This is a genomic window from Deltaproteobacteria bacterium, assembly GCA_016930875.1.
In the GTDB taxonomy this organism is placed as follows: domain Bacteria; phylum Desulfobacterota; class Desulfobacteria; order Desulfobacterales.
Genome location: JAFGFW010000131.1, coordinates 1 through 24,527, shown reverse-complemented (window position 1 = coordinate 24,527; position 24,527 = coordinate 1). Strand labels below are relative to the sequence as shown.

The window sequence follows — 24,527 nt, the reverse complement described above, 5'->3', positions numbered from 1 at the left end:
TTTAAGCAATCGCTGGGAGCAGTTCTGGACATTCTTCGTTAACCGTCATTTTCCCGAGTTCGTAACGTAATATGAGGCGTACACCCGGATTGAACATCACCACAAATGACATTATTGCCTGTATCGAGTGAAGATGTGACATCCTCCCATGGCTGTCCGTCTTCCTTGTGAAACAACCTTATATCAACACTGCTATTCGGAAAACCTCAATCACGGCACACCTTGTTCATCATCACAATTCTTTAAAGGTCATAGACATCACGACGTGATTTTTTGGCCTCATGTGGTGCCGGGCTGTGGCGAAACTTATAATCTCATGGATGTCCTGAGAGCCCCGACTGCCGTTATTCCCGCCGAGACTCGATGTTTACGAGTGTGGTCCCATGAAATGTAAGATAATAGTAGTACCCATTCGTGGGTCCGTATATCCACTCCTTAATTTCTAATTCTCTCCTCTTCCCGGTTGTAGTTAACGTGTAGCCCACCGTTTCTTTTGAGACTGGATCTCCACATCTTTGAATAACCTCGAAGGTTTTATCGCCTGTTTTTACAAGATGAACGCCGCACCGAAACGCGAAAACGTCGGTTGGGATTAAGGTAATGACAAGCAGTGAAAAAAATAAACCAACAAGGATAATAGATTTTTTCAATTTAAACCTCCCATTAAACCTCGCCTTAAACCGCTTTAAGGACGGCAGGCCTCCTTGGGTGTGTAAAAGTGAAGTGATTCAACATTATGGCCTGTATTGATTATAGCATTAAACGGGCCGATTTCTTTAAAACGATACAATAATTACATTTCCCCTCATCTCTTTGACGCCTCGAAATGGCTAGCGGCTTTAGTGCAGTTGATGGCAACCTTTTTCCTATCCACGGTCTCTTCGGTAGGCCTTGAGGCACACGATCCCAACCACCAGAAAGCCCAGGCCGGCCACCAAGGGCATAAATGTCTTCCAGATGAGGCCTCTTTCAAGGACAGCCCTTTCCGGATCATTTGGGTCATAATAAACGATAACCTTCTGCCCTGAAGGGTAACGGTCTACCACGGCCTCGGCCTCGCTCTTTTTCTCGCCCCCTTCACCCCCGCTAAAGCTAATTCTGTCACCGGTATACCTGTTCCTGCCGACCAAGTACTGATAGCGAACCTTTGGATAATATGTGGGCTTTTTTGAGCTATCCTTGATACTGCGAACCTGTTTCTGCACATAGGATGAGGTGACCTTCCCCTCGGCCAAAGGCCACTTCTTGCTTGCATATCCAGCCATGATCTCGTATCCGCCCCAAAGGATAAAGAAGATGGCCGCCGCGAACATGGCCAGCGTTATAAGCAGGATTGTCCTTGTAGATGACTCTTGAGTTTCTTGCTGTGGCGTAGCTTTCATATAGCCTCCTTTTGCTCTATTCAAGGCCTGGCCCCTTTTGAAGAGGGGAAAATTTTCTCTCAATGCTCCGGTGCCATTTGCACACTTCTTCAATACACAATTTGTGAATATCCTCTTTCCGAATGCGGTCGCACAGGGAGCAGTCCTTCTTTTTCAGGGCAAGGCGATAAAAGCACCGCTGTGCACCCCGTGTGCCACAGGCCAATATCGGGCAGCGATGTCTGTGATCAGGGCCCGGGCAGGAGGCTTTGCCGCCACAGGCGCGGCTGCTTGGGCTGCTTGCGGTTTCCGTTCAGGGATCGTTTTCGTTTGTGGAGGTGAAACCGGAAATGCCGCATTAATGCTTATAGTCTTGCCGGCTTCGATCTTTATCCCTTCAAAGGCTTTGAACTGCTTATTATCCTGTATACTGACGACTTTTGCATTATAGACTCCGGGCACAAGGGGAAACGTTCTGGACCCTCCACTTGTCCAATGTCCGAGGTTGCTTTTGCTGCTTTCCTTATAGAGCTTCACCGGCGTGTTGAAGGGCTTTCCATCCAGGGTGGCGGACACCGTGAGGAAGCCGATCTTGAAATTCGCTGTTCGTTCTTCCGTTCCCCTGGCGCTGATCTCCAGGCCCCGGAATCGGATGACTGGGTTCCCCCCGGGGATATCCATCAACTTCACCTCCACGTCATAGGTTCCCTGGAGCAACTGTACGGTTCTTTCTCCGTGTTGAGTCCAGAAGTCGCTGATCACCTTTCCCTCGGAGTCGAAGATCTTTACCGGGCAGAAGACCGGTTCGCCGTTTCTGGTGGTGAGGATTTTCAAGCTTCCATTGGCGAACTCCGCTGTCTTTTCAATCGTTTCCCCAGACAGCACTTCAATACCGCGGAGATTAATGGACGGCTTACCGGCTGTATGGTAGTCCACCACCTTGATATCATAGGGCCCCGGCACGAACTTGCGCCTAGTCTCCCCTGTCTTTGGATGGGTTGCCTCATTGAAGAAGCTCTTCGTTTCTTTGGATCTATAGTAGAACACCTGAGCCTCAACAGGCTTGTCGTTCTTGATGGCCTTTATAACCAGGGTGCCGTCGGAAAAGTCGGCCCGCTTTTCCACCGTTTGGCGCAGTTCGATTGTAACGCCTGAAAACCGAACGGGCGCCATTTCACCGCCACTGACGCTTTCCGTATCCCGTACGAGAACGTCATACTTGCCGGCCGGGAGTTTGATCTTTCGGATCCCGGTCTCCCCCGACGTCGTATCCCTCCGTACGATCTTTTCAGTTCCCGATTCGTGAATTTCCACCCAGGCATGTAGGGGCTTACCGTTTTTCATGGCGATCATCTTGAGGACGCCGAACTCCTGGGCCTTTTTGACCACCTTTGTGGCGGCCATCTGGAAATCCTTGGCCGTCTTGGCTGTGAAGTACTCGCCGCCACCTGCCTGGGCCATGCACTCGAGCTGGACTTTTTCTTCCTCGGTCACGTCAAAGCCGATGACGTGCATCACGAACTTGATACCCGCCGCTTTGAGTTCCTTAACAAGGGCGCAGGGGTCGCCCTCGCAGGTCTCCTTGCCGTCGGAGACCAGGATGATCGTGGTCTCATCCTCCAGGTGTTTGATCTTTTCCGCTGTCTTTCGCACGGAAAGGGTAATGGGGGTCTTGCCCTTGGGGCTGAGGGCCTGGATCTCTTTGATCAGCTTGCCCTTGTCTATGGGGCCCAAGGGGACAAGCTCTTCCACGTCGTTGCAGTCCCCTTTGCGGCGGTGCCCGTAGACCACTAAGCCAACAATTGCGTCATCCGGTACTTTCTCGATGAGGTCGGTGAGGACCTCCTTGGCGATGGCGATCTTGGCTTTTCCCTGCACCTGGCCCCACATGGATCCCGATGCATCAAGGATAAAGATGAGGTTGCCAGCAGGCGCGGCGCTAGGGGACTTGGGGGCAGGCTGAGGGGCCGGGGCCGTTACCGATGGCTTGGCTGGCGCGGCATCGGGCGCAGGGCCGCCCGACATGGTCACCTTGGTATAACCCGAAGGGATGTTGAACAGGGAGTCTTCGACAAGTCCTTCCCTGATGGTCTTCAGCTCCATAACGGCATTGCCGTTGGTGGCGTAGCGGACCTCTTTCACATCAAAATCGAGTTTCAGGCCCACCCAGACCTTTGCGGCCACCTGAGATTGCCCGGGCTCCCGGTATTCGAAGGTCTGACAGTCGTAACCGCCAATGGTTTCCTTTCCCCCCTTGGAGATGGTCATCCCCTTTCGGGTCATGGCCCAACCCATAAGGGGGTTCATCATCATGGTTTTCTCGGGCTCGTTCATCTCTACATACTGCTTCATCTGCGGATTCAGCCCCCATGTTAGACCGGTGTTTCGGTTGACAATGGTCGGAAAGGGCGGGTATTTCATGCCGCCCTTAACCTTTTCTAGACGATACATGTTCTCTTTTACATATAATTTGAAAGTGTAATTGACGTCCGGGCCGGTAATTATCAGGTCCGCTGAAAACTGTGCCGCGTGCGCACTGGTGCCTGATACAATAAAGGTAAGAAGCAGCATAATTGTAAGTGATCCAGACGATACCTTCTTTTTCATGATTTTTTCCTTTCAAGCTTCAATATAAGATACATTCAAAGTCATCTCTGTTCATGAATTCCTCCCTCTCAAAGCTTTTGGGCAGCAGTGACCAACTATATTGAAGTAATACCCTAAATGAGCCCTTAAAATCATTTGGATTTAAATTAGGTCGCTGCTATCAAAATTTTAGGCGCATTTAAAAGGACCGGCAGTTTTTTTCGCTAAGTTTTCCGCCTTGACGCTGCGAATCCGCTTCACATAGACGTGCGGCGATTTCACAGACTGTTAATCAGGGCTGCAACGTAACCGGCTCCGAATCCGTTGTCTATGTTTACCACACTGACATTGGAAGCGCAGCTGTTGAGCATGGCCAGCAGGGCTGTGATGCCGCCAAAACTTGCCCCATAGCCGACGCTGGTGGGAACGGCAATCACGGGTTTGTCCACCAGACCTCCGACAACACTGGGAAGGGCGCCTTCCATGCCGGCCACCACGACAAAGACGGAGGCCTCGGCCAGAAACTCTTTATAATCCAGGAGACGATGGATGCCGCATACGCCCACGTCATAAAGTGTTTTCACGTTGTGGCCCATCGTCTTGGCCGTCACCGCAGCCTCCTCGGCAACAGGAATATCCGATGTGCCCGCTGCAATCACCATGATAAGTCCCTTGCCGGCAGGCTTACCAGGTCGAGATTCATGCACGAGGACGCGGGCGTCTCGGTGATACACGGCATCGGGATATTTCTCTGTGATGACTTCTGCTTTTTCCGGGGAAAGGCGTGTGACCATGACCGTGTCTCCCTGCTCAACCATGGCGTTCGCAATTCCCAGGATTTGCTCCGGTGATTTTCCTTCTCCGAAAATAACTTCAGGAAAGCCCTTTCTGAAAGGCCGGTGGTGGTCCACGCGGGCATAGGTGAGGTCCTCAAAAGGAAGGCGCTTTAGCCTGGCAACCGCCTCGTCAACGGTTGCACGGCCGGAAGCGACAGATTCCAGGAGTTCTTTTAACGTGTTGGCATCCATGATGATTGTGGATTTTTCTAACATTTGACCCACATACAGTCAACAACAATCATCTATTCCGCTTCTGTCGCCATACAGCTCAAACGATCCATGATGTTTGAAGACATCCGGCTTGATTTAACAGGCAGATATGGTATCTAGTCTAAAGTCTCAAGGTTTGTTAATAGTCCACCTATCAACAAGATTATTTATCCAGTCAATCTCGTTAATCCTGTCAATGAATGGGGTGGGTGAAAAAGCCGTCATATGGAAGAGAAGAACTGCATAGTAGCATCTGAATTTGAGGCAGGCCGCTGCATGCTTGGGAGGCTCCCTCACGGCAGAGATCTGTTGGGAGCTGTGGAGGATTTCTGTGCGGACCATTCGATTCAAACCGCGGTCTTTTCAATTATCGGGGCCCTTTCATCTCTAACCTTTGGCGCCTATGACCAGAAGCAGCAGGTATATGTCACTGCCAAGAAAGACGAGCCATTCGAAATTGTCCATTGTACCGGCAATGTCTCCTTAAAAGACGGCAAGCTCAGTCTTCATGCACATGGGGCGTTTGCCGATATAAATGGTCAAACCATTGGGGGGCATGTCTTTTCCGAGACCATGATCTATGCAGGAGAGATCTACATCCGTGAACTCTTGGGCAAGCCCGTTACGAGAGAATACGACGAGCAAACAGGGCTATTTTTGTGGGAGATGAGGAGGAAAATCGACAATGGATCTAAGACTGGAACGGGTCGAAAACCCCAAGAAACGTCCGGACGACTCTAAGCTGGGCTTTGGGGAGGTTTTTACTGATCACATGTTCAACATGGATTACGCGCCTGAATCCGGATGGCATAACGCGCGCATTGAACCCTACGGCCCCATTGTCATGGATCCGGCTACCATGGTCCTTCATTACGGTCAGGCCATTTTTGAGGGCCTGAAGGCATATCGGACCAGTGACGACAAGATCCAACTGTTTCGACCAGAGCGGAATGTAGCCAGGTTCAACCGGTCAGCACAGATTATGTGCATCCCCGAGGTTGACGAGGCCTTTGCTTTGAGCGCCATAAAGAGACTGGTTGCCATTGAGAAGGATTGGGTTCCCAGGGCACCCGAAACTTCTCTTTATATTCGCCCCACTATCGTTGGCATGGACCCCTACCTGGGTGTGCGCCCGTCATACACCTATCTTTTTTTTGTTATCTTGTCTCCAGTGGGCGCCTATTATCCTGAAGGCTTCAACCCTGTGAAGATATGGGTTACTGACAAGTATGTTCGAACAGTGCGGGGTGGCGTGGGCGAAGCCAAGACGCCGGCCAACTATGCTGCGAGTCTTTTTGGGGCCGAGGTGGCCAAAGAGGCTGGTTACACCCAGGTGCTGTGGCTTGATGCTGTCGAACGGCGGTACATAGAAGAGGTGGGCACCATGAATATCTTCTTTGTCCTTAAGGGAGAGCTGGTGACCCCGCCCCTTGGAGGGAGCATCCTGCCGGGTATTACCCGGGATTCTGTTCTTGCCCTGGCTCGGCGTTGGAATGTGCCAGTGGCCGAACGACCTGTCACAATAGACGAAATCATGGACGCGCACAAGAATGGTTCCCTTCAGGAGATATTTGGCTGTGGAACGGCCGCGGTGATTTCTCCGGTTAACCATCTCGCATGGCGAGATGAAGAGTTGACGATTGGGGATGGCGGAGTTGGGCCCATGGCCCACAAGTTTTATGCGGCTATCACTGATATTCAGTACGGCCGGGCTGAAGATCCCTTTGGGTGGATTATTCCGGTAGAATAGAAACAGTAAAGATGGTGGAGAGTCATCAGAAATGATTATTGAGCAGGTCAAAGTCGGTTTTATGGAAGTCTTCTGCTACATTCTGGGCTGCGAAGCCACACACAAAGGGCTCCTGATTGATCCGGCAGGAGACGAAGAGCATATCTTGGATACGGCTCGTGGTTTGGGGCTGACCATTGAGTCTGTGGTCAACACCCATGGCCACCCTGATCACACGTGCGGCAACGGGAAAATTGTGCATCTCACTGGCGCCAAGATATACATGCATGCCCTGGACGATCGGTTTTTCAGTACACCCGAAGGGCAATCCATGGGCAGACAGATGGGTTTTGCGCCATCCCCTCCAGCAGATGTGGCTGTGGAGGACGGCGATACCATTTCCTTTGGCGAAAATGCCCTCACCGTGCTTCACACCCCGGGGCACACCCCTGGCGGAATCTGCCTGCACGCAGAGAACAACCTTTTCACCGGAGATACCCTTTTTGTAGGCGCGGTGGGGAGAACGGATTTTCCGGGCGGATCTTTGGATATATTGCTTCAGTCCATAAAGGAGAGGATCCTTTCGCTTCCGGATGAAACCATTATCTGGCCGGGCCATGACTACGGAGTAAGCCCTACTTCTACTGTGGCTCGTGAGAAGAAACACAATCCGTATATTACGGATTTTCAGTTGTAGATTAGTTGAGACAGATCCCTTGGACACACCCGATCTCAATACGGTGCTCGACTTTGAGCCCAAAGATTTTCTTACCAGCCTTTTTCGCACGGCAAAAGCCATTTTGTTGTCTCCCGGGTTGTTTTTTAAGGGCATGAAACGGGATGGCGGCTTGCGAAACCCTTTGATATTTCTGGCATCCTGTGTCGTAGTTCATACGTTGCTTGTTGCCCTGTTGCTAAAGAGTCAAAGCCTCATAGCCCGCAGCTTGGTCTTTGGCATTGTTCTACCCTTTGTAACGGCGGGAGTCCTTTACTTCATCATCACAAGGCTTTTCAAAGCGTCAGGGACCTATGAGGCCGCCTTCAGGGTAAACGCCTATTCAGCGGCAGTTGCCCTGCTGTCCTGGATTCCTCTGGTGGGCGTTTTCCTTGAGCTCTATCGGATTTATCTGATTGTTCTGGGTCTCACTGTCGCCTTTTCGATCAAAGCCTCGCGGGCCTTCTTGGCCGTCATATTCACAGTGTTCGTATACTTGGTTGCCTCCGCGGCCCTAACCCATATCACCGGAGGGCAATGGCCGAACGTCGGGCCTTCCTGACACCTGTATGACTACTGAAAAGAACGGTCTACCTCAAATGGAACTCGACATACAGTTTCAGCCGTTTGCCGACAAGATGGGAAAAAACGGCCTTGCCCCCATCGTCATAAATAGCTTCAGGCATTACTATGGGCTCTTGGTTCGGGGCGAGACCGGCCTTATTTCGAATAAGGATATCGATCCGGTGGCAGAAGGTGAGATTGCCGACGCACAAAGACTCTCTGGCCTTAACAAGGCAGGCCAAAGAGCCATGGAAAAATCGGTCCTCATCAAACTCAACGGCGGACTTGGCACAAGTATGGGGCTCTCCCGAGCCAAGTCCCTGCTGGAGGTCAAAAACGGTCTGAGCTTTCTTGATATCATTGCCAGGCAGGTTCTCAGTTACAGACGCAAGCAGGGGGTCAGGCTCCCTGTTGTCTTCATGAACAGTTTTAACACCGAGGCTGACACCCTTGAGGCCCTTGCCTCTTATGAGGATCTGCCCTCTAAGGGCATCCCGTTGAGTTTTGTCCAACATAGATTCCCAAAGGTGTTTCAGGATGCTTTGACGCCCGCCACGTGGCCTGCTGATCCTGCCCTGGAGTGGAATCCACCCGGCCATGGTGATATTTATACAGCGCTGGTGACCTCAGGGATACTCGATAAGCTTTTGGATGAGGGCGTGCTTTACGCATTTGTCTCAAATTCGGACAACCTTGGCGCAGTCATGGATGAGAGCATCCTGGGGTTTTTTGCGGAAAACAACTATCCCTTTATGATGGAGGTTGCGGATCGGACTGAAGCAGACAGCAAGGGGGGGCACCTGGCCCGCCGGAAAAACGGGCGGTTTACGTTAAGGGAGATAGCCCAGTGCCCTGAAAACGAGTTAGACGAATTCCGGGATGTCAATGTGTACAGATATTTCAATACGAACACCATCTGGGTGAACCTGGAAGCGTTGAGGGAATTACTTGATGCCCACAACAACGTGATTCGCCTTTCAATGATAAGAAACCCAAAAACAGTCGATCCCAAAGACGAATTTTCTCCGCCCGTGTATCAACTGGAAACCGCCATGGGGTCGGCGATTTCGATTTTTGACGAGGCCACGGCGATCCGGGTGCCTAGAAGGCGTTTTGCTCCTGTCAAGAAATGCCAGCACCTTCTCGCCCTCTGGTCAGACGCCTATGTGCTCACAGATGACTACGAGGTCGTTCAGAACCCGAAAAGGCGTTTGGGTCCACCGTTGTTACAGCTTGACAACAAATACTACAAGAAAATCGACCAGCTCAAGGCCCGGTTTGCTCATGGCGCCCCATCGTTGCTACACTGTGTTTCCCTCAACGTCCAAGGGGATGTGGTCTTTGGCAGGGGTGTGGAAATCAAAGGCAACGTCGTCATTGCCAATCACACGGCGCGTCAGGTGACCATTGCCGACGGGAGCGTGATAGAGCAGGACCTGGTTTTTTGATATCGGACAGAGCAAGGGATATGAGCAAATTAGGGATATTGGCGGAATTCTGGGAGTTTTTGAAGTACAGGAATTGAAAAGTAATAAAAAAGATATTGAGATATCCGATGAAATGATTGCCAGCTGGCAAAGCGTGGTCAATACACTGGCAGAGATTGTTGATGTGCCAGCAGCCTTGATCATGAAGATCGATTCTCCCTATATTGAAGTCTTTCGCGCAAGTGAATCCGGCAGCAACCCTTATGGGGCAGGAGACAGAGAGCATCTTGCCGGCTTTTACTGTGAGAAGGTTATAGAGACAAGGGGCAAGCTTCTGGTTCCGAATGCATTGAAGGATAGCGAGTGGGATAAGAACCCGGACATAAAACTGGGTATGATTTCCTACCTCGGTTTTCCGCTTCTGTGGCCTGATGGTGAAGTTTTTGGCACGATCTGTGTGCTTGATTCAAAGGAGAATAGATTCGGAAAACTGTATGAAAAGTTTATGTTAAGGTTCAAAGACCTTATCGAGGCCCACCTTGCTCTATTGTACAAGAATTCTGCTGACAAGAAAAACCTTGAAGGTGTCCTTGATAACCTTATAGAGGGGATCATAGTCCATGACAAGGAGAGGCGCATCCTGTTTTTCAATCGGGCTGCTGAAAAAACTACCGGTTATTCCAGAGAAGATGTGCTCGGAAGAGACTGCCACGAGGCCTTTGGAGGACCCTTCTGCGGAAACCGATGCTCCTTTGAGGAAGCCCCGCCAGATTCCTCGGATCAACTTTACCACTCCCTGAATATCCTCACGAAGAAGGGTGAGTCCAGGCGTATTGAGATGGTGGTGACTGACAGGAAAGATGATGCCGGACGTTTTTCCGGCGTTATCGCCTCGTTCCGGGATGTGACGGAACTCATAGGGCTAAGGATACGGCTCGGGGATATTAAGGGCTTTGCCGGGCTCATTGGGCGGGACCCGAAGATGCTCCAGGTTTATGGCCAGATACGAGACCTTGGCGCCAACGACTATCCGGTTCATATCACAGGCGAGACCGGCACCGGAAAGGAACTGGTGGCGGCGGCCATCCACAATGAGAGCTGGCGTGGAGAGGGTCCTTTTGTGCCGGTCAATTGTGCAGCTCTTCCAGACGGCTTGCTTGAGAGCGAGCTCTTCGGACATGTGAAGGGGGCCTTTACCGGAGCCGTGCGGGACAAGAAGGGCCGCTTTGAGCTTGCGCATGGCGGCACCCTGTTCCTGGACGAGGTGGCGGATCTGCCCGGGTTTGTGCAGGCAAAACTGTTGCGGGTTCTTCAAGAAGGGAGGTTTGAGCGGGTGGGTGACGATAAGACTACGTCTGTGGATGTGCGTCTCGTTAGCGCTACCAATAGAGACCTGAAACGCGAAATGGAAAGAGGCAATTTTCGCGAGGACCTCTACTACCGTATCAAGGTCGTCCCTATTCACCTGCCGACGCTTAGGAAGCGAAAGAACGACATTCCTCTTCTCCTGGAGCACTTTCTTGAGAAGGCCCGAGAAGAGGGACAAAATACGCTAGGTCTTTCCAAAGACACCCTGGCCGTCATGATGGACTACCCCTGGCCCGGAAACGTCCGCGAGCTTCAGAGCGCCCTACGGTTTGCCCTTGTAAAGTCAAGGGGCCGGATCATTCAACCCGGCGATCTTCCCTTGGAACTCAAGAAATGGCAAAAGGAACGACCCTCTCGCGGCCCCTCCAGAAAACTGAACCCGGCAAGTGTCCGGGCTGCTCTGGTCAGCAGTGGAGGCAACAAGGCCAAGGCGGCCAGACTCCTTGGTGTGGGCAGAGCTACCCTGTATCGATTTCTTGCTGATTTTCCGGATGTCTCGTGAGACATATTCGTCTCATGTTTTTCAACGAGACACCCTTGCCCTTTCCTCAAGGCCTTACCTTGAGAGGAAACTCCAACCGCAATCCACATTAACCCACCCATAACTATCTTTTATCAAAAGCGATTAACCGGTTTTTGCCTGGCGCCCCTATCAATTGTTCCACTTGTCAGTGAATTCTTCCCGCTCACGTCCTTTGGGACTAAACGCGCATTATGGTGTACAACGCCTGTTGCAATATCAGCGCGTTGTCTTCATCTGTTTTTGCCGTGAGGCAGGATGTCTCAAGGGTGTCTCAGGTTGGGTGCATCAAGGCAGGGCGCTTCGACAGTCTAGGTAGTCGTTAACCGTTTAATATTAAAGTTTTTTTGCCCTGTCATCTTGTGCGGTTTTGCCCTGGCACGGATCTTGATAATTCAGAACAAAAAACGTGTTTGAAGAAAAGGAGTTCTTTGAAAAGGTCGATTGATACCCCGCAGCTTGCTGCGGGGAGCTTCATTTCCAGGAGGTCGTGTGTGCACGACTGATGCAAAGCAAAAAGGGGTTCCAAATCGTCTAATCGACGAAAAGAGCCCTTACCTTCTCCAGCACGCCGGCAACCCCGTGAACTGGTATCCGTGGGGTGAGGAGGCTTTCCAAAAAGCGAAAAGAGAAGACAAGCCCATCTTCCTGTCCATAGGCTACGCCACCTGCCATTGGTGTCATGTGATGGCACACGAGTCCTTTGAAGATGAGGAAGTTGCCCGGCTTTTGAACAAGTATTACATCGCCATAAAGGTGGACCGTGAAGAGCGTCCTGATGTGGACAAAATCTACATGTTTGTGTGCCAGTCCTTGACAGGACATGGAGGGTGGCCCCTTTCCATTTTTATGAGGCCGGAAGGCAAACCTTTTTTTGCCGGCACCTACTTTCCGAAGTCGAGCCGGATGGGGATGTCCGGTTTTGTGGATATCCTTAAACAGATTGCTGATATGTGGCGCGAGGACCGGGCAAGCATCCTGAAATCCAGCGAGGCCGTCACAGGGGCCATTCAACGCGATGCACATCAGGTTAAATCCGTACATGCTGTGAGTGTCGGCACATTGAAGAGGGGTAACACACAACTCTCAAGGACCTTTGATCCTAACCAGGGCGGATTTGGGGCTGCACCGAAATTCCCAACACCACACCATCTTACCTTTCTTCTGAGGTGGCACAAGCGGAGCGGCGATTCCGCGACCTTAGACATGGTGGAAAAGACTCTGGAGGCCATGAGAAGAGGTGGTATCTTCGACCAGATAGGTTTTGGTTTTCACCGCTATTCCGTGGATGCAAAGTGGCTTGTGCCCCATTTTGAAAAGATGCTCTATGATCAGGCCCTGTCGGCCATGGCGTACACGGAGGCGTATCAGGTAACAGGCAAGGTCAAATTCGCCCGGGTGGCCCGTGAGATATTCACGTATGTGTTGCGCGATATGACCGCCCCTGAGGGCGCATTCTACTCCGCAGAAGACGCGGACAGTGAGGGCAAAGAAGGCTTGTTTTATGTTTGGACTCCCCAGGAGGTGAAAGAACGTATTGGGGACGAACTGGGCGATCTCTTCTGCCGCTTTTACGACATCACTGAGGCAGGCAATTTTGAAGAAGGCAGGAGCATTGCGCATATGCGCATGTCTCTTAAAGCCTTTGCCGAAAGAAAGGGCATGGATCTGAAAAAGCTTGAGGCAGTCTTGGAAGATGCCAGAGACAGGCTCTTTGATGTCCGCAAGAAACGGGTCCATCCCCTGAAAGACGACAAGATTCTGACCTCCTGGAACGGCCTCATGATCGCCGCACTGGCAAAAGGATACCAGGTTTTTGCTGATCCAAAGTATGCGGACGCAGCTCAAAGGGCTGTGGCCTTCGTCCTAAAAGGCCTGAGGACCGCAGACGGCCGGCTTCTCCGTCGATACAGGCAAGGGGACGCAGCCTATCCAGGATACCTTGATGATTATGCCTTCCTGGTCTGGGGGTTGATCGAATTGTATGAGGCTACCTTTGAGGTTTCCTATCTTGAGGAGGCTATTACCTTGAATAAGGCAATGATAGATATCTTCTGGGATAAACAAGGTGACGGGCTTTATTTCACGGGAAAAGGAAACGAACCTCTTATTGCGCGGAGCAAAGAGATCTACGATGGGGCACTGCCTTCAGGCAACTCGGTTGCAGCCTTAAATTTCTTGCGCCTGAGCCGCCTTACAGGCAATGTCGATTTGGAGCAAAGGGCCGCGCAATTGATCAAGGCTTTTGCCGGACAGGTTACAGACCAACCGATGGCTTATACTCAGCTACTAATCGCCCTTGATTTTATGGTCGGCCCCAGTCAGGAGATTGTGGTTGCCGGAGACCCTGCCCTCGAGACCACCCAGGGAATGATCAATGCTATACGCAGGAGGTTCTTGCCCAATAAGGTGGTGGTGCTGCGCCCGGAAGGGGCCGGGGCAAAAAGGCTTGCTTCATTGGCTCCCTTTGTGGAAGCTATGGTTTCTACAAATAATCAACCCACGGTCTATATATGCGAGCAGTATGCCTGTCAGGCACCCATAAAGGATGTGGAGCAATTGGAGGCGGCCTTTCATTGACCTTGCGTAAGGAATGTCATATTGCCAAATTGTTAGCCTACCACTCACCACAAGAGGAACTGTGAGGGGGGACACGAAACACTATCCCCTCCGGAGCATGAGGCCTCTGTGAGCCGGAAACTCCGCGGCTGAAAAACAACTCGGGCTAGGCCCTGAAGTTATACAGGTTTTAAGAAAGGAGGTTATAATTGAAAAAAGGAACAATCACTATCGGATCTTTATTCACTGCAGCGTGCTTGTGGGTAGGCCCTTTGGCTTTTGCAGACATGCCTGGGCCCGACCCTGGTTCACTGTGGGATCATATCACAAAGGTTTCCCCTTACAAGGAATGGTCCTTCTGGCCTGATCACCAGGGAATGCAGCCGGGTCGAGCACCGCATGGTCCTTTGCATAAGGTGTATGTGAATGACCGAGCCTTGAATTCGCCAAGACCTCCCGTTCACTACGGGGCCATCGAAGTTAAAGAAAACTATAGCAAGGCTATGCAACTCAAGGCTATCACGGTGATGTACAAGGTCCAGGGATACAATGCCAAAGACGGAGACTGGTTTTGGGCAAAGTTCACCCCGGACGGCAAGGCCAAACCTTTTGGCAAACCTGCAGGCTGTGTAGGCTGCCATGGGACCAGGGCAAAAAACGACTTCATACTGGTTCACGAATTCAATTAGTCTCCATCCGTATTCCCCTCCCGCAGCGGGAGGTGCTTATAGAGGGAGACAGCGTATCTTTGACAAGGAAGAGGGGGGTTAACGGGAACTGCCTTGCTCCTTATTCATCCCATCATTCAATGCTCGGCCACACTGTTGGCCCTGTATGTGTTCTATCTTGGAGTTCAGCGGTTTCGCTTCCTCCATATGAACCAAAAGACTGTTTTCAAATGGAAGCGGCATGTGGCCCTGGGCAAGACGGCCCTCGGGGTGTGGTTGGTCGGCATGGTTTCGGGCTTGACGATGGTATATCTTCACTGGCACGGGTTCCTCATAACGGGAGTTCACGGCAAGGTCGCTCTTGTATTGCTGCCCTTAGTAATCTTCGGCCTGGCTTCCGGTCTATACATGGACCGTAACAAAAAGAAACGAGGAGTGTTTCTGTTTATGCATGGTTTGAATAATCTAGTTGTCTTAATGCTTGCAGTGGGCCAGGCTATTAGCGGCCTGTGGGTGTTCAATACCTTCGTATTAGGCGGCTAGTGTCTTTAAGTCTATTGCTCATTTCTTAATAACTTAGCTTTCTGAAAACATGGCCGCTTCAATGGCAATCAAATTTTGGTCCGTGTAAAACTCGTATCCAAGTAAGGGTGAAGAACGCTCAATAAGATGCTCAAAGAGTCACACGAATCAAAATTTGACCGCGGTTGAAGCTTGTCTGGACCTGTTTGTTTGATAAGATCTAAAATGATACGTCATTTCTATTGTATTCTTGATGGCAAATTGTGTTATTGAAAAACCTATAGCCATACAAACGCGAAAGGGGATAACGACGATGAGCAAGACTGAACAGAACTTGATGGAAGCTTTTGCAGGCGAGTCACAGGCCAACAGGAGGTATTTGGCCTTTGCCAAGCAGGCAGAAAAAGAAGGTTATCCCCAGGCAGCCAGAGTCTTCAGGGCGGCTGCCGAGGCCGAAACTGTACACGCACTGGCTCATCTGCGTGCCCTTGGCCAGGTTAAGGGTACGGCTGAAAACTTGAAGGAAGCCATTGCAGGCGAGACGCACGAGTCTACGGAGATGTATCCGGCCATGATCCGGGCTGCCAAGGAGGAGAACAATAAGGCGGCAGAGACCTCCTTCACCTATGCCAATAAGGTGGAAAAGGTTCATGCCTCACTCTATCAGAAGGCATTGGATAACCTGGACTCTGCCGAAGAAACAGATTTCTATGTATGTTCTGTATGCGGTTACACCTGCGAAAAGGAACGTCCGGACAAGTGCCCGGTGTGCGGCGCCACATCGAAGGCTTTTTTTAAGGTGGATTAAGGGTTAAGGTTAAACGGGGAAAAGGAAGGTTGCTATGGAAAAACAAGCATTGATTGATCTGTTGAACAGGGATCTTGCCGATGAGCATGCAGCAATCATACGGTATCTGGTCCACGGTTGGATGGAAGGGGAAGATACTCCACTTGGTTCGAGCCTCATTTCCATCTCTAGGGATGAGATGTGGCACATGCACTGGCTGGGGATGATCATAGGCGAATTGGGGGGGGAGCCAAACTTCACACCCGCTCCCTATCCCTATGATCCGACCAGCCGGGCCACGATGCTCAAGTCCTATGTCGAATACGAGGAAAACCTGATTCCTCATTACAACGGAGAAACGGACAAGGTGGATGATCCCCATATCAGGCGGGTCCTTGAGAGAGAAGCATGGGAATCGGCCATCCATGCGAGAAAGTTTCAAAGAAAACTCGACAAACTGAGCCCGGAAGAGGCAGCAGGCTTGCCAGGAGAAGAAAGTGAGTTGCCCAAGGAATTGCTGGACAAGTTGCAAGCAGAGGTCACAATGAAATATACAGAGATGTTGCAGCACCTCCGCACTGCCTGGGTCTTCCAAAAAGATGAAATCATGGGCTGGAAAATTATGGACCAGGCTATGGAAAAAATGAGACATCTTGCGCATTTTGCCGAAGATATTGCCGAAGATGGTGTTGCCCCTAAATTCAAACCCGGCGACATAGACATGAGCAATGCCATTGGGCAGGCTCTGAAAAAGGCACTGGAAGATGTCCGGACAGCCCGTGAACGGCACCTAAGGTTCACGCAAGACAGCGAAGTGCAAAAGCACTCCGGGCTTGTGATCAATCTGGACCTCACCGTCCAGCAGGAGGAATACGAGGCGGCAGAACTGCAAGACTGGGAGGGAGCCCATGTTACAAGTTGAGGATTTGCAGGTTAAGCTTGGCGATAAGGAAATCCTGAAACACATCGATCTTGAAATTCATTCAGGGGAGACCCATATTCTGTTTGGTCCCAACGGGTCGGGCAAGACATCTTTGCTTATGACTATTATGGGTTATCCCCAGTACAGGGTCACTGGCGGAAAGATTGTCTTCAAAGGAGAAGACATCACCCATATGCCTGTGAACGAGCGGGCACAGCTTGGTATTGGAATATCTTACCAGCGGCCTCCCACAATCAATGGCGTGAAGACAAGGCAAATGATTCAAATCTGCGCCAAGAGAGCAGTGGACATGGAAGTCCTGGCGCAGAAGGTGAACTTCTCGGAATTTCTGGAGCGTGACATCAACGCGGGCTTTTCGGGCGGTGAGATCAAGCGCTCAGAACTATTGCAGTTAATGGCGCAGGATCCGGGCCTGTTGCTCTTTGATGAGCCAGAATCGGGGGTTGATTTAGAAAATATTTCCGTCATAGGAAAGACCATCAGCGAATTGCTTCAACGGGACTTTAAGGTGAACTTTCAGAAGACACAGAAGGATCGGCACAAAGAACGAACCAAGATGGGCTTGATTATCACGCACACCGGGTTTATCCTGGATTACGTGACAGCGGACAAAGGACAAGTACTCTACGAGGGCGTGCTCACTTGCACGAGCCACCCTCAAGAAATATTCAGGTGCATCAGCGAAGTGGGATATGGGGAGTGTGTAAGATGCGCGATTTAGACGAAAAAGCCCGTCAGGCAAAGGAAAAGAAGGCAGGGCTCGGCCCGGACATTGATCTTAATGCCTATGAGTTGGAAGCCGTTGCCCATGAATATGTGGAGGATCTTCATGTCTTATCTGAAGCCGATAAGCAACGGATGATCCTGGCGGGGGTAGATACGGAAGAAAAGGATAGGTCGGGCACCTTCATACAAAAGGATACAGCGGTAGTCCACGCCCATTCCAAGCAGGAAGGCCTGGAAGTGATATCAATTAAAGATGCCCTGAAAAAATATGACTGGGTCCAGGATTACTTCTGGAAACTGGTGGCAGTAGACACCGACAAGTACACGGCCATGGCCCAGCTTGACTTACATAACGGCTACGTCATCAGGGCCCTTCCAGGCAGCAAGGTCATCTATCCTGTCCAGGCATGTATGTATCTGGAAAAGGAGGGCCTAAGCCAGAATGTGCATAACATTATTGTTGCCGAAGAAGGCTCTGAGCTTCATATCATCACGGGTTGTGCAACGGCACCCCATTTGCAACGAGGCCTCCACGTTGGCGTCTCTGAGTTTTACGTCAAGAAGGATGCAAAGCTCAGCTTCACCATGATTCACCACTGGGCAGAAGAGATGATGGTTCGGGCCAGATCGGTGGGAGTTGTTGAGGAGGGCGGACTTTTTCTCAATAATTATATTTGCATGAGGCCGGTCAAGTCTCTCCAGATGTACCCCACCACGCATTTGGTTGGAAAGGGTGCTGTGGCCCGTTTTTATAGCCTCCTTGTGGGAAGTCCCGTCTCTGAGATGGACGTAGGCGGCCGGATTTTTTTAAAAGAGCCGGATACCCGTGCCGAGATCATCTCCCGTGCCATCACAAACGGCGGGAACATTATTGCCCGGGGGGACCTGATAGGTGAAGTCCCCGGGATAAAGGCCCATCTGGAGTGCCGTGGTCTAATCCTCAACAAAGGTTCTATTCACGCCATACCGGAGCTACAAGGCAAGGTTGATGGTGTGGAGATGTCTCACGAAGCAGCCGTGGGAAAGATTGCCCAGGAAGAGATTCTGTACCTGATGTCTCGTGGTTTGAGTGAAGACGAGGCCACGGCGACTATTGTCCGAGGCTTTTTGAGCGTGGATATTCCCGGCTTGCCGCCCCAGCTCAAGGCAGAGATTGATCGTGCTGTGGAACAGAGTGATAAGGACATGATGTAGTCCCCAAAGGGTGTTTCTTATACATCCTTCCTTAGGGAGAAGGAAAACTGCAAAGGAAAGAGGCCATGAATCAGTGCCGGGCCTGTCACATAGAAAAGGCCAGGAAAGGTGAAAAGACCGGCCCGACCAGGTGCACAGGGTGCCACAGTATCAAGTAAAAGTGGGGTTCGAGTGTGATTCAGGCAGATACATCATTCTTAAGGCTGTCCCTGTTCTGGGGAGGCCTCCTTTTTTTTCTCGTCTTTGAACTCCTGGCCGCGTACCGGCGGAGTTCTGTGTCAAAGGTCAAGCGTTGGGCAAATAACATGGGGCTTACCCTGTTCAACAGCTTAGTTCTTCAGTTGGTCTTTGCAGGGTCCATTGTCAGTACGGCTTCTTATGTCACTACCCATCAATTGGGGGTGCTCAATCTGCTGGATTTACCGCCATGGGTGAAGCTTCTTGCTACGTTGGTCTTCATGGATTTCATGCTGTACGTCTGGCACTTTCTGAATCACGAAGTCCCCCTTCTGTGGCGGTTCCACAGGGTTCATCACAGTGATCTGAATATGGACGTGTCCACGGCGACACGATTTCACATCGGTGAGCTGGCCATATCGGCTGTGATCAAGATATGCCTTGTCTTCTTTCTGGGAGCGAGTCCCTTGGGCGTGCTGATTTTTGAGAGCGCTTTGGTGCTCTGTGCCCAGTTTCATCACAGCAGCCTGAAGGTTCCGGGGTGGTTTGAGACCATTTTCTGGGTTCTCTTCGTCCCTCCGTCCATGCACCGGATTCATCACTCGGTAGTCATCAAAGAGCGCGATACCAACTATGGCACCATTTTGTCCACATGGGATCGATGGCTTGGCACGCTCTTGACCGATGTGGACCAGAGCAAAATCCGAATCGGTGTAGGCGCCTACCAGAAGGCGGAGAAGTTGAACTTTCACAATCTGCTTGTGATGCCCTTGACGCGGTCCATTAGGTAGTCCCTATTCCTAAACTTGTCCTCCCTTCAACCCCGTCTCCCCGGGGGGCGGGAAGCTTTTGGGGATGGGCACCGGGTAAGGATCTTATAACCATTTTTGTCAGGGAGGCCGTTATGGAAGAGAGAATTGAACAAGAAGAAGCACAGGCGCCGAGGCTGCCGAGAATCGGTGACGCTGCTCCGGCCTTTGAGGCTGAAACGACCTTTGGCACCGTACGGCTAGAGGATTTTCGGGGGAGTTGGCTGATACTCTTTTCGCATCCTGCAGACTTCACGCCCGTGTGCACCACGGAGTTCGTTGCATTCGCAAAAAGCCACGATCACCTGCGCAAATTGGGTGTTGAACTCATGGGCTTGAGTATTGACAGTCCTTACTCTCACATTGCCTGGGTTCGCAACATAGAGGAGAAGTTTGGTGTGAAGATCCAGTTTCCTGTTATAGCTGACTTGGACAGAAAGGTGGCCAACCTTTACGGTATGATTATGCCCGAAGAGAGTAAGACCGAGACCTCACGGTGTGTTTTTGTGATCGACCCAAACGGGACGCTGCGCGCCATGATCTATTATCCTCTTACCACAGGGCGCAACATGGAAGAGATCTTGAGGCTCATCAAGGCGCTTCAAACGACTGACAACCACCAGGTAGCCACACCTGCCAACTGGCAGCCCGGAGATCCGGTCATTGTCCCGGCGCCCAGGACGCAGGATGAGGCAGAAGAGCGTTTAAGGGAGACCTATGATTGCAAGGACTGGTATTTTTGCCAGAAAGAATTGTAGGAGCCTGAAGTGGCCTGCATAAAGCCGGATGGATTGCTGACCCGGTGCGGTGAACTGCTTCTTCTGGTCATGTGGGACCAGGCGACCCCTGAAGAAGTAGCCAAAGACTGCAGTGTGCCGTTGTTTCGCGTCCGAAGTGCGATCCGAGAGTTTGTCGGGGCCGGACTCCTTGAAAAAAAGGGAGAAGCGTATGCCTTGACTCCCAAGGGAGTTCAAAAAATGGAAGGGTAAGATTTAAGCTGGCCTTTTTTCTAACTAACCTTCAAAGACATCTAAGAAAAGGAGGACAAGACCATGCACGACAAAAAAGAATTGTGTGAGAAGATCAGATCGATCTATCCCGACATCGGCGAATGCGGTATCGATGTTGACGTAGAGTACGATGAGACAAAAAAGGCTTGGATTGTGGACTTGAAAGAGGGCGAACACGAGCTCAAGACCCACCTGGAGCTTGCGGAAGCCGATGAGTGTATGGAAGGAAAACAGTGTGTTTCCCTGGGACTACAGATAGCACAACTGAGGGCGAACATAGAGAGGATGCCTTAACGAGGCTTAGCTCAAGAGGGGGAGAGTTCTTGAAATGCCTCGGCCCCCGTGAGGTACGTCTTGCCATTCAATGTTCGACATCATCTCCTTTGTACTTGTAGCTTCAAGGTAACACCACCACCCTGCCCTCCCCCTTGAAGGGGGAGGGTTTGGGTGGTGGTCAAAAAAGGAAATTCCTATACTATCAAACCAACAGTGTAGGAAGGGAAAGAATCATGCGGTGGAAACAGTTCTTGATCCCTGTTCGGTCCATGGATACGGAGGAGGCCAGGGCCTATATAGGCGAGCACAAGGAAGGCACATTTACCCTGGTAGACGTCCGCCAGCCAGGCGAATACGAAAAGGCTCGGATCCCGGGGGCCAAGCTCATTCCCCTGCCTGAGCTTTCCGATCGCCTCGCAGAACTCGATCCTGAAAAACCGACCCTCGTCTATTGAGCAGTGGGCGGGCGCAGCCGGGTCGCTGCTCAACTGTTGGCAGGTCAAGGATTCAACGAAGTCTACAATCTAAAGGGAGGCATTGCAGCCTGGCAGGGTCTCAAGGCCATTGGGCCTGCCGAGGTGGGCATGGCTTTGGTGACGGGTGATGAAACACCTGCTGAGATCGTTGTGTTGGCGTATGGGATGGAAGAAGGTCTCCAGGGGTTTTACGTAGCTATGACCTCAAACGTAAATGATAAAGAGGTTGCTGCTATGTTTACCAAACTGGCAGATATTGAAGATCGCCACAAGGAGAAGCTCTTTAAGCTCTACAGGGAACTCGACCCATCTGTGCCCGACCTTGAGACGTTCGAGGCCGATATTGTCGGGAAGGTCATGGAGGGCGGCTTGACTGCGGAGGAATTTCTGGAGAAGAACCGGCTGGCCATGGAGACGCTTCCGGATGTTCTCAACATGGCCATGATGATCGAGACTCAGGCACTGGATCTTTATTTGAGATACTCGAATAAGACCAAAGACGAGAAGACCAAGGGCGTTCTGTTTGAAATAGCACAAGAAGAAAAGGCTCATCTTGCAGCCCTTGGCCGCGTAATGGATAAAAACGTGTGAACCCTGTTCCAGACGTGACGCGCCCTAGGCGGATCAGAAACTTTACTGCCCTTTGCCGATGACATCGACTGGGTTTTGTTCTACAAGAACTATACTCTGCTGCTTCGTTAGTCGAGCGGCGCCGTTTCCACCTTTCTTTCAACAAAAAATCGTTACACAGGAGGTGCCATGATGACAAAAAGATGTTTCAGGGGTTCTGTTTTGGTATTGATTTGCGTCTTGCTGGTCAGTTGTGCCGCCCAAAAGCCACAAATGATGTTTCAGGCGCAGGATCTCAACCCTCCGTTGCAAGCCGGTCACTATGTGCAAAAGGTGGACTCCTTTATGGTTATTTTGGACGCGTCCTCTTCCATGAAAGATCCCTATGGGCGAGTGACGAAGCTGAAGTCTGCCAAAGAGATGGTGAATCGCATGAATCAGACGATTCCCGACCTGCAACTCACCGCCGCTCTCAGGACCTTCGGGCAGAGCTGGTGCCCGTTTGCCAAGAAAACCGCTCTGGTGTACGGACCCACAGCGTACTCCAAGGCGGGACTTGAAGAGGCCCTAAAAACTGTTAAGTGGGCAAGCGGGAAAAGTCCCTTGGCCCTCGCCATCAATGCAGCGAGTGACGATTTGAAATCCGCACAGGGGAAAACAGCCGTCATTATTGTGAGTGACGGGCAAGACATGGACAATGCCCCCGTGGTAGCTGGGAAAAATATGAAGACGCTGTTCGGTGAGAGGCTTTGCATCTATACCGTCTTGGTAGGAGACGATCCCGAGGGCAAAAGGCTCCTGGAGCAGGTTGCCCAAGCAGGCCAGTGCGGATTTTCGGTGCTTGCCGAAGACATAGCATCGAGCAAAGACGTGGCCGGTTTTGTAGAAAAGGTCTTTTTCGAAAGGGCCGAGGCCAAGGACAGTGACGGGGATGGGGTGCTTGATGATATGGACAAGTGCCCGAACACGCCAAAAGGGGCAAAGGTAGACCGCTTCGGCTGTCCTGTAGACACAGACGGTGACGGTGTGTACGACTATCTGGATCAATGTCCGAATACGCCCAAAGGGGTAAAAGTAAACCGACGAGGATGCCCGTTAGACACGGATGGCGACGGCGTCTATGACTACATGGATCAATGCCCTTCAACACCTCATGGGGCCAAGGTGAACGATAAGGGTTGCTGGGTACTGGAACGCGTTCAGTTCGACACAGGAAAGTGGGATATAAAACCCTGGGCATATGCGGCTTTGGATGAAGTCGTGGCGGTATTAGAAGGCAATCCCACTTTGAAGGTGGAGATCGAGGGCCATACAGATAGTGTTGGGGCGGAAGCATACAATCAGAAACTCTCCGAGAACCGGGCCAACGCGGTCATGGAGCATCTGGTGAAAAAGGGGATTCAGCCGGAACGCCTTTCTTCGGCAGGCTACGGATTTTCAAGGCCCATTGCTTCTAACGACACCCCGGAAGGCCGAGCACGGAACCGGAGGGTGGAATTGACACCGGTTCATTAGGAACATCAATGATCTATTCCAGTATGGAGGAAAGGTGATGGAAGATCTGATTGCAAAGGTTTGGGAGTTATTGACCGTTTATGGGTTAAAAGTTGTGGCTGCTATTGTTGTTCTCATTGTCGGACGTTGGATAGCCAAGGGTTTGACAAAAGCAGTGGAACGATTGATGGAAAGAAGCAAGGTTGATCCAACGCTGGTAAAGTTTACCGGCAATTTAACCTATATCGCCCTGTTTACCTTTGTCATTATTGCGATGCTCGGACAGCTTGGCATTCAAACCACTTCATTTATCGCCGTACTCGGCGCTGCCGGTCTGGCCATCGGCCTGGCGTTGCAGGGATCGCTTGCAAACTTTGCCGCCGGGTTCCTGATGATTATGTTCCGCCCGTTCAAGGTAGGCGATTACATTGAAGGTGCAGGCGTTGGCGGGACTGTTGAAGAAATCCAGATTTTTACTACTAAAATAATAACACCAGACAATAAGACGGTGACCATCCCTAATGCCAAATTGACGGAAGACAACATCATCAATTGGACGGCCAAAGGCACGCGCAGGGTAGATATGGTAATCGGCATCGGATACGGAGAGGATATTGATAAGGCAAGGCAGGTTATGGCAGATGTCATTGCGGAGGATGGGCGTATCCTGAAAGATCCTGCGCCGACCATCGCCGTTTTGGAACTGGCAGACAGCAGCGTGAATTTTGTGGTTCGACCCTGGGTCAAGGCGGCAGACTATTGGAGCGTCTATTTTGGCGCCACAGAGAACATAAAGAAGGCCCTTGATCACAACGGCATTGAAATACCTTTTCCGCAGCGGGTCGTGCATATGGTGGGAACCGGCTCTCAACAGTGACATAAAACATGATATTGTTCATGTTTATTGAAGCGCAATAGCGAGCGCATTCCCCGTAGCTTGCTGCGGGGTTAGCGAGCGAATTATAAAATGGCAGCGTTCCCTACGGTCGAAGATTCC

At 51.2% G+C, this 24,527-nt stretch carries 25 protein-coding genes; 21 read left to right on the top strand and 4 right to left on the bottom strand.

What is annotated here, in order from left to right:
* Window positions 1-344: 344 nt before the first annotated feature.
* From JW883_11660 to larB, 4 genes are all read right to left on the bottom strand, one after another.
* Window positions 345-650 (bottom strand): DUF2845 domain-containing protein, encoded by a 306-nt coding sequence (locus tag JW883_11660; protein ID MBN1842922.1) that lies wholly within the window; start codon window positions 648-650, stop codon window positions 345-347.
* 216 nt (window positions 651-866) lie between these two features.
* Window positions 867-1,382: a DUF3592 domain-containing protein gene (locus tag JW883_11655; protein ID MBN1842921.1), complete on the bottom strand. Its 516-nt coding sequence runs from the start codon at window positions 1,380-1,382 to the stop codon at window positions 867-869.
* Window positions 1,383-1,535: 153 nt separating this feature from the next.
* On the bottom strand, window positions 1,536-3,968 hold the full coding sequence (locus JW883_11650; protein ID MBN1842920.1) for a VWA domain-containing protein: 2,433 nt from the start codon (window positions 3,966-3,968) through the stop codon (window positions 1,536-1,538).
* Window positions 3,969-4,225: 257 nt separating this feature from the next.
* On the bottom strand, window positions 4,226-4,975 hold the full coding sequence (larB, locus tag JW883_11645; GenBank protein MBN1842919.1) for a nickel pincer cofactor biosynthesis protein LarB: 750 nt from the start codon (window positions 4,973-4,975) through the stop codon (window positions 4,226-4,228).
* A 246-nt stretch (window positions 4,976-5,221) separates the two neighbouring features.
* On the opposite strand from larB, the gene JW883_11640 reads away from it, so the two are divergent.
* The 21 genes from JW883_11640 (at window position 5,222) to JW883_11540 (ending at window position 24,407) form a co-directional block, all read left to right on the top strand.
* The gene (locus JW883_11640; GenBank protein MBN1842918.1) at window positions 5,222-5,737 is read left to right on the top strand and encodes a DUF296 domain-containing protein; all 516 of its coding nucleotides are present in this window, start codon (window positions 5,222-5,224) and stop codon (window positions 5,735-5,737) included.
* Entirely contained in the window at window positions 5,682-6,746 is a 1,065-nt protein-coding gene (locus JW883_11635; protein ID MBN1842917.1) for a branched-chain amino acid aminotransferase, read from the top strand. Before JW883_11640 ends, JW883_11635 begins: the two co-directional genes overlap by 56 nt.
* 31 nt (window positions 6,747-6,777) lie before the next feature.
* Window positions 6,778-7,422: an MBL fold metallo-hydrolase gene (locus JW883_11630; protein MBN1842916.1), complete on the top strand. Its 645-nt coding sequence runs from the start codon at window positions 6,778-6,780 to the stop codon at window positions 7,420-7,422.
* A 19-nt stretch (window positions 7,423-7,441) separates the two neighbouring features.
* Window positions 7,442-8,002 (top strand): YIP1 family protein, encoded by a 561-nt coding sequence (locus JW883_11625; GenBank protein MBN1842915.1) that lies wholly within the window; start codon window positions 7,442-7,444, stop codon window positions 8,000-8,002.
* A 7-nt stretch (window positions 8,003-8,009) separates the two neighbouring features.
* On the top strand, window positions 8,010-9,452 hold the full coding sequence (locus tag JW883_11620; GenBank protein MBN1842914.1) for a UTP--glucose-1-phosphate uridylyltransferase: 1,443 nt from the start codon (window positions 8,010-8,012) through the stop codon (window positions 9,450-9,452).
* Between the two features lie 484 nt (window positions 9,453-9,936).
* The gene (locus tag JW883_11615; GenBank protein MBN1842913.1) at window positions 9,937-11,301 is read left to right on the top strand and encodes a sigma 54-interacting transcriptional regulator; all 1,365 of its coding nucleotides are present in this window, start codon (window positions 9,937-9,939) and stop codon (window positions 11,299-11,301) included.
* Between the two features lie 510 nt (window positions 11,302-11,811).
* A complete protein-coding gene (locus JW883_11610) occupies window positions 11,812-13,899 on the top strand; it encodes a thioredoxin domain-containing protein (GenBank protein MBN1842912.1) in 2,088 nt (695 codons plus the stop codon).
* A gap of 188 nt (window positions 13,900-14,087) precedes the next feature.
* Complete coding sequence (locus JW883_11605) at window positions 14,088-14,567, top strand: cytochrome P460 family protein (GenBank protein MBN1842911.1); 480 nt, start codon at window positions 14,088-14,090, stop codon at window positions 14,565-14,567.
* Between the two features lie 93 nt (window positions 14,568-14,660).
* Window positions 14,661-15,089 carry a DUF4079 family protein gene (locus tag JW883_11600; protein MBN1842910.1) on the top strand — a complete coding sequence of 143 codons (429 nt, stop codon included), beginning with the start codon at window positions 14,661-14,663 and terminating at the stop codon, window positions 15,087-15,089.
* Between the two features lie 292 nt (window positions 15,090-15,381).
* Window positions 15,382-15,876, top strand: a complete 495-nt coding sequence (locus tag JW883_11595; protein ID MBN1842909.1) for a rubrerythrin family protein — start codon at window positions 15,382-15,384, stop codon at window positions 15,874-15,876.
* Window positions 15,877-15,910: 34 nt separating this feature from the next.
* Complete coding sequence (locus JW883_11590) at window positions 15,911-16,777, top strand: ferritin-like domain-containing protein (protein ID MBN1842908.1); 867 nt, start codon at window positions 15,911-15,913, stop codon at window positions 16,775-16,777.
* A complete protein-coding gene (locus JW883_11585) occupies window positions 16,764-17,519 on the top strand; it encodes an ABC transporter ATP-binding protein (protein ID MBN1842907.1) in 756 nt (251 codons plus the stop codon). The genes JW883_11590 and JW883_11585 overlap by 14 nt, the downstream gene beginning before the upstream one ends.
* Entirely contained in the window at window positions 17,507-18,718 is a 1,212-nt protein-coding gene (locus tag JW883_11580; GenBank protein ID MBN1842906.1) for a SufD family Fe-S cluster assembly protein, read from the top strand. The genes JW883_11585 and JW883_11580 overlap by 13 nt, the downstream gene beginning before the upstream one ends.
* A gap of 173 nt (window positions 18,719-18,891) precedes the next feature.
* Window positions 18,892-19,686 (top strand): sterol desaturase family protein, encoded by a 795-nt coding sequence (locus JW883_11575; GenBank protein ID MBN1842905.1) that lies wholly within the window; start codon window positions 18,892-18,894, stop codon window positions 19,684-19,686.
* Between the two features lie 113 nt (window positions 19,687-19,799).
* Window positions 19,800-20,462 carry a peroxiredoxin gene (locus tag JW883_11570; protein ID MBN1842904.1) on the top strand — a complete coding sequence of 221 codons (663 nt, stop codon included), beginning with the start codon at window positions 19,800-19,802 and terminating at the stop codon, window positions 20,460-20,462.
* A gap of 9 nt (window positions 20,463-20,471) precedes the next feature.
* Window positions 20,472-20,693 (top strand): hypothetical protein, encoded by a 222-nt coding sequence (locus JW883_11565; GenBank protein ID MBN1842903.1) that lies wholly within the window; start codon window positions 20,472-20,474, stop codon window positions 20,691-20,693.
* Window positions 20,694-20,756: 63 nt separating this feature from the next.
* On the top strand, window positions 20,757-21,008 hold the full coding sequence (locus JW883_11560; protein ID MBN1842902.1) for a hypothetical protein: 252 nt from the start codon (window positions 20,757-20,759) through the stop codon (window positions 21,006-21,008).
* Between the two features lie 215 nt (window positions 21,009-21,223).
* The gene (locus tag JW883_11555; GenBank protein MBN1842901.1) at window positions 21,224-21,445 is read left to right on the top strand and encodes a hypothetical protein; all 222 of its coding nucleotides are present in this window, start codon (window positions 21,224-21,226) and stop codon (window positions 21,443-21,445) included.
* Between the two features lie 36 nt (window positions 21,446-21,481).
* Complete coding sequence (locus JW883_11550) at window positions 21,482-22,057, top strand: hypothetical protein (protein MBN1842900.1); 576 nt, start codon at window positions 21,482-21,484, stop codon at window positions 22,055-22,057.
* Between the two features lie 168 nt (window positions 22,058-22,225).
* Entirely contained in the window at window positions 22,226-23,551 is a 1,326-nt protein-coding gene (locus JW883_11545) for an OmpA family protein (protein MBN1842899.1), read from the top strand.
* Between the two features lie 37 nt (window positions 23,552-23,588).
* Window positions 23,589-24,407 carry a mechanosensitive ion channel gene (locus JW883_11540; GenBank protein ID MBN1842898.1) on the top strand — a complete coding sequence of 273 codons (819 nt, stop codon included), beginning with the start codon at window positions 23,589-23,591 and terminating at the stop codon, window positions 24,405-24,407.
* The last annotated feature ends 120 nt before the right edge of the window (window positions 24,408-24,527 follow it).

What these genes read in the sequence shown, in the direction of transcription:
- JW883_11655 (MBN1842921.1), bottom strand. Translation starts at nt 1,382, where the DNA reads ATGAAAGCTACGCCACAGCAAGAAACTCAAGAGTCATCTACAAGGACA.
- JW883_11650 (MBN1842920.1), bottom strand. Translation starts at nt 3,968, where the DNA reads ATGAAAAAGAAGGTATCGTCTGGATCACTTACAATTATGCTGCTTCTT.
- larB (MBN1842919.1), bottom strand. Translation starts at nt 4,975, where the DNA reads ATGGATGCCAACACGTTAAAAGAACTCCTGGAATCTGTCGCTTCCGGC.
- JW883_11640 (MBN1842918.1), top strand. Translation starts at nt 5,222, where the DNA reads ATGGAAGAGAAGAACTGCATAGTAGCATCTGAATTTGAGGCAGGCCGC.
- JW883_11635 (MBN1842917.1), top strand. Translation starts at nt 5,682, where the DNA reads ATGGATCTAAGACTGGAACGGGTCGAAAACCCCAAGAAACGTCCGGAC.
- JW883_11630 (MBN1842916.1), top strand. Translation starts at nt 6,778, where the DNA reads ATGATTATTGAGCAGGTCAAAGTCGGTTTTATGGAAGTCTTCTGCTAC.
- JW883_11620 (MBN1842914.1), top strand. Translation starts at nt 8,010, where the DNA reads ATGACTACTGAAAAGAACGGTCTACCTCAAATGGAACTCGACATACAG.
- JW883_11615 (MBN1842913.1), top strand. Translation starts at nt 9,937, where the DNA reads ATGTTAAGGTTCAAAGACCTTATCGAGGCCCACCTTGCTCTATTGTAC.
- JW883_11595 (MBN1842909.1), top strand. Translation starts at nt 15,382, where the DNA reads ATGAGCAAGACTGAACAGAACTTGATGGAAGCTTTTGCAGGCGAGTCA.
- JW883_11590 (MBN1842908.1), top strand. Translation starts at nt 15,911, where the DNA reads ATGGAAAAACAAGCATTGATTGATCTGTTGAACAGGGATCTTGCCGAT.
- JW883_11585 (MBN1842907.1), top strand. Translation starts at nt 16,764, where the DNA reads ATGTTACAAGTTGAGGATTTGCAGGTTAAGCTTGGCGATAAGGAAATC.
- JW883_11580 (MBN1842906.1), top strand. Translation starts at nt 17,507, where the DNA reads ATGCGCGATTTAGACGAAAAAGCCCGTCAGGCAAAGGAAAAGAAGGCA.
- JW883_11570 (MBN1842904.1), top strand. Translation starts at nt 19,800, where the DNA reads ATGGAAGAGAGAATTGAACAAGAAGAAGCACAGGCGCCGAGGCTGCCG.
- JW883_11560 (MBN1842902.1), top strand. Translation starts at nt 20,757, where the DNA reads ATGCACGACAAAAAAGAATTGTGTGAGAAGATCAGATCGATCTATCCC.
- JW883_11555 (MBN1842901.1), top strand. Translation starts at nt 21,224, where the DNA reads ATGCGGTGGAAACAGTTCTTGATCCCTGTTCGGTCCATGGATACGGAG.
- JW883_11545 (MBN1842899.1), top strand. Translation starts at nt 22,226, where the DNA reads ATGATGACAAAAAGATGTTTCAGGGGTTCTGTTTTGGTATTGATTTGC.
- JW883_11540 (MBN1842898.1), top strand. Translation starts at nt 23,589, where the DNA reads ATGGAAGATCTGATTGCAAAGGTTTGGGAGTTATTGACCGTTTATGGG.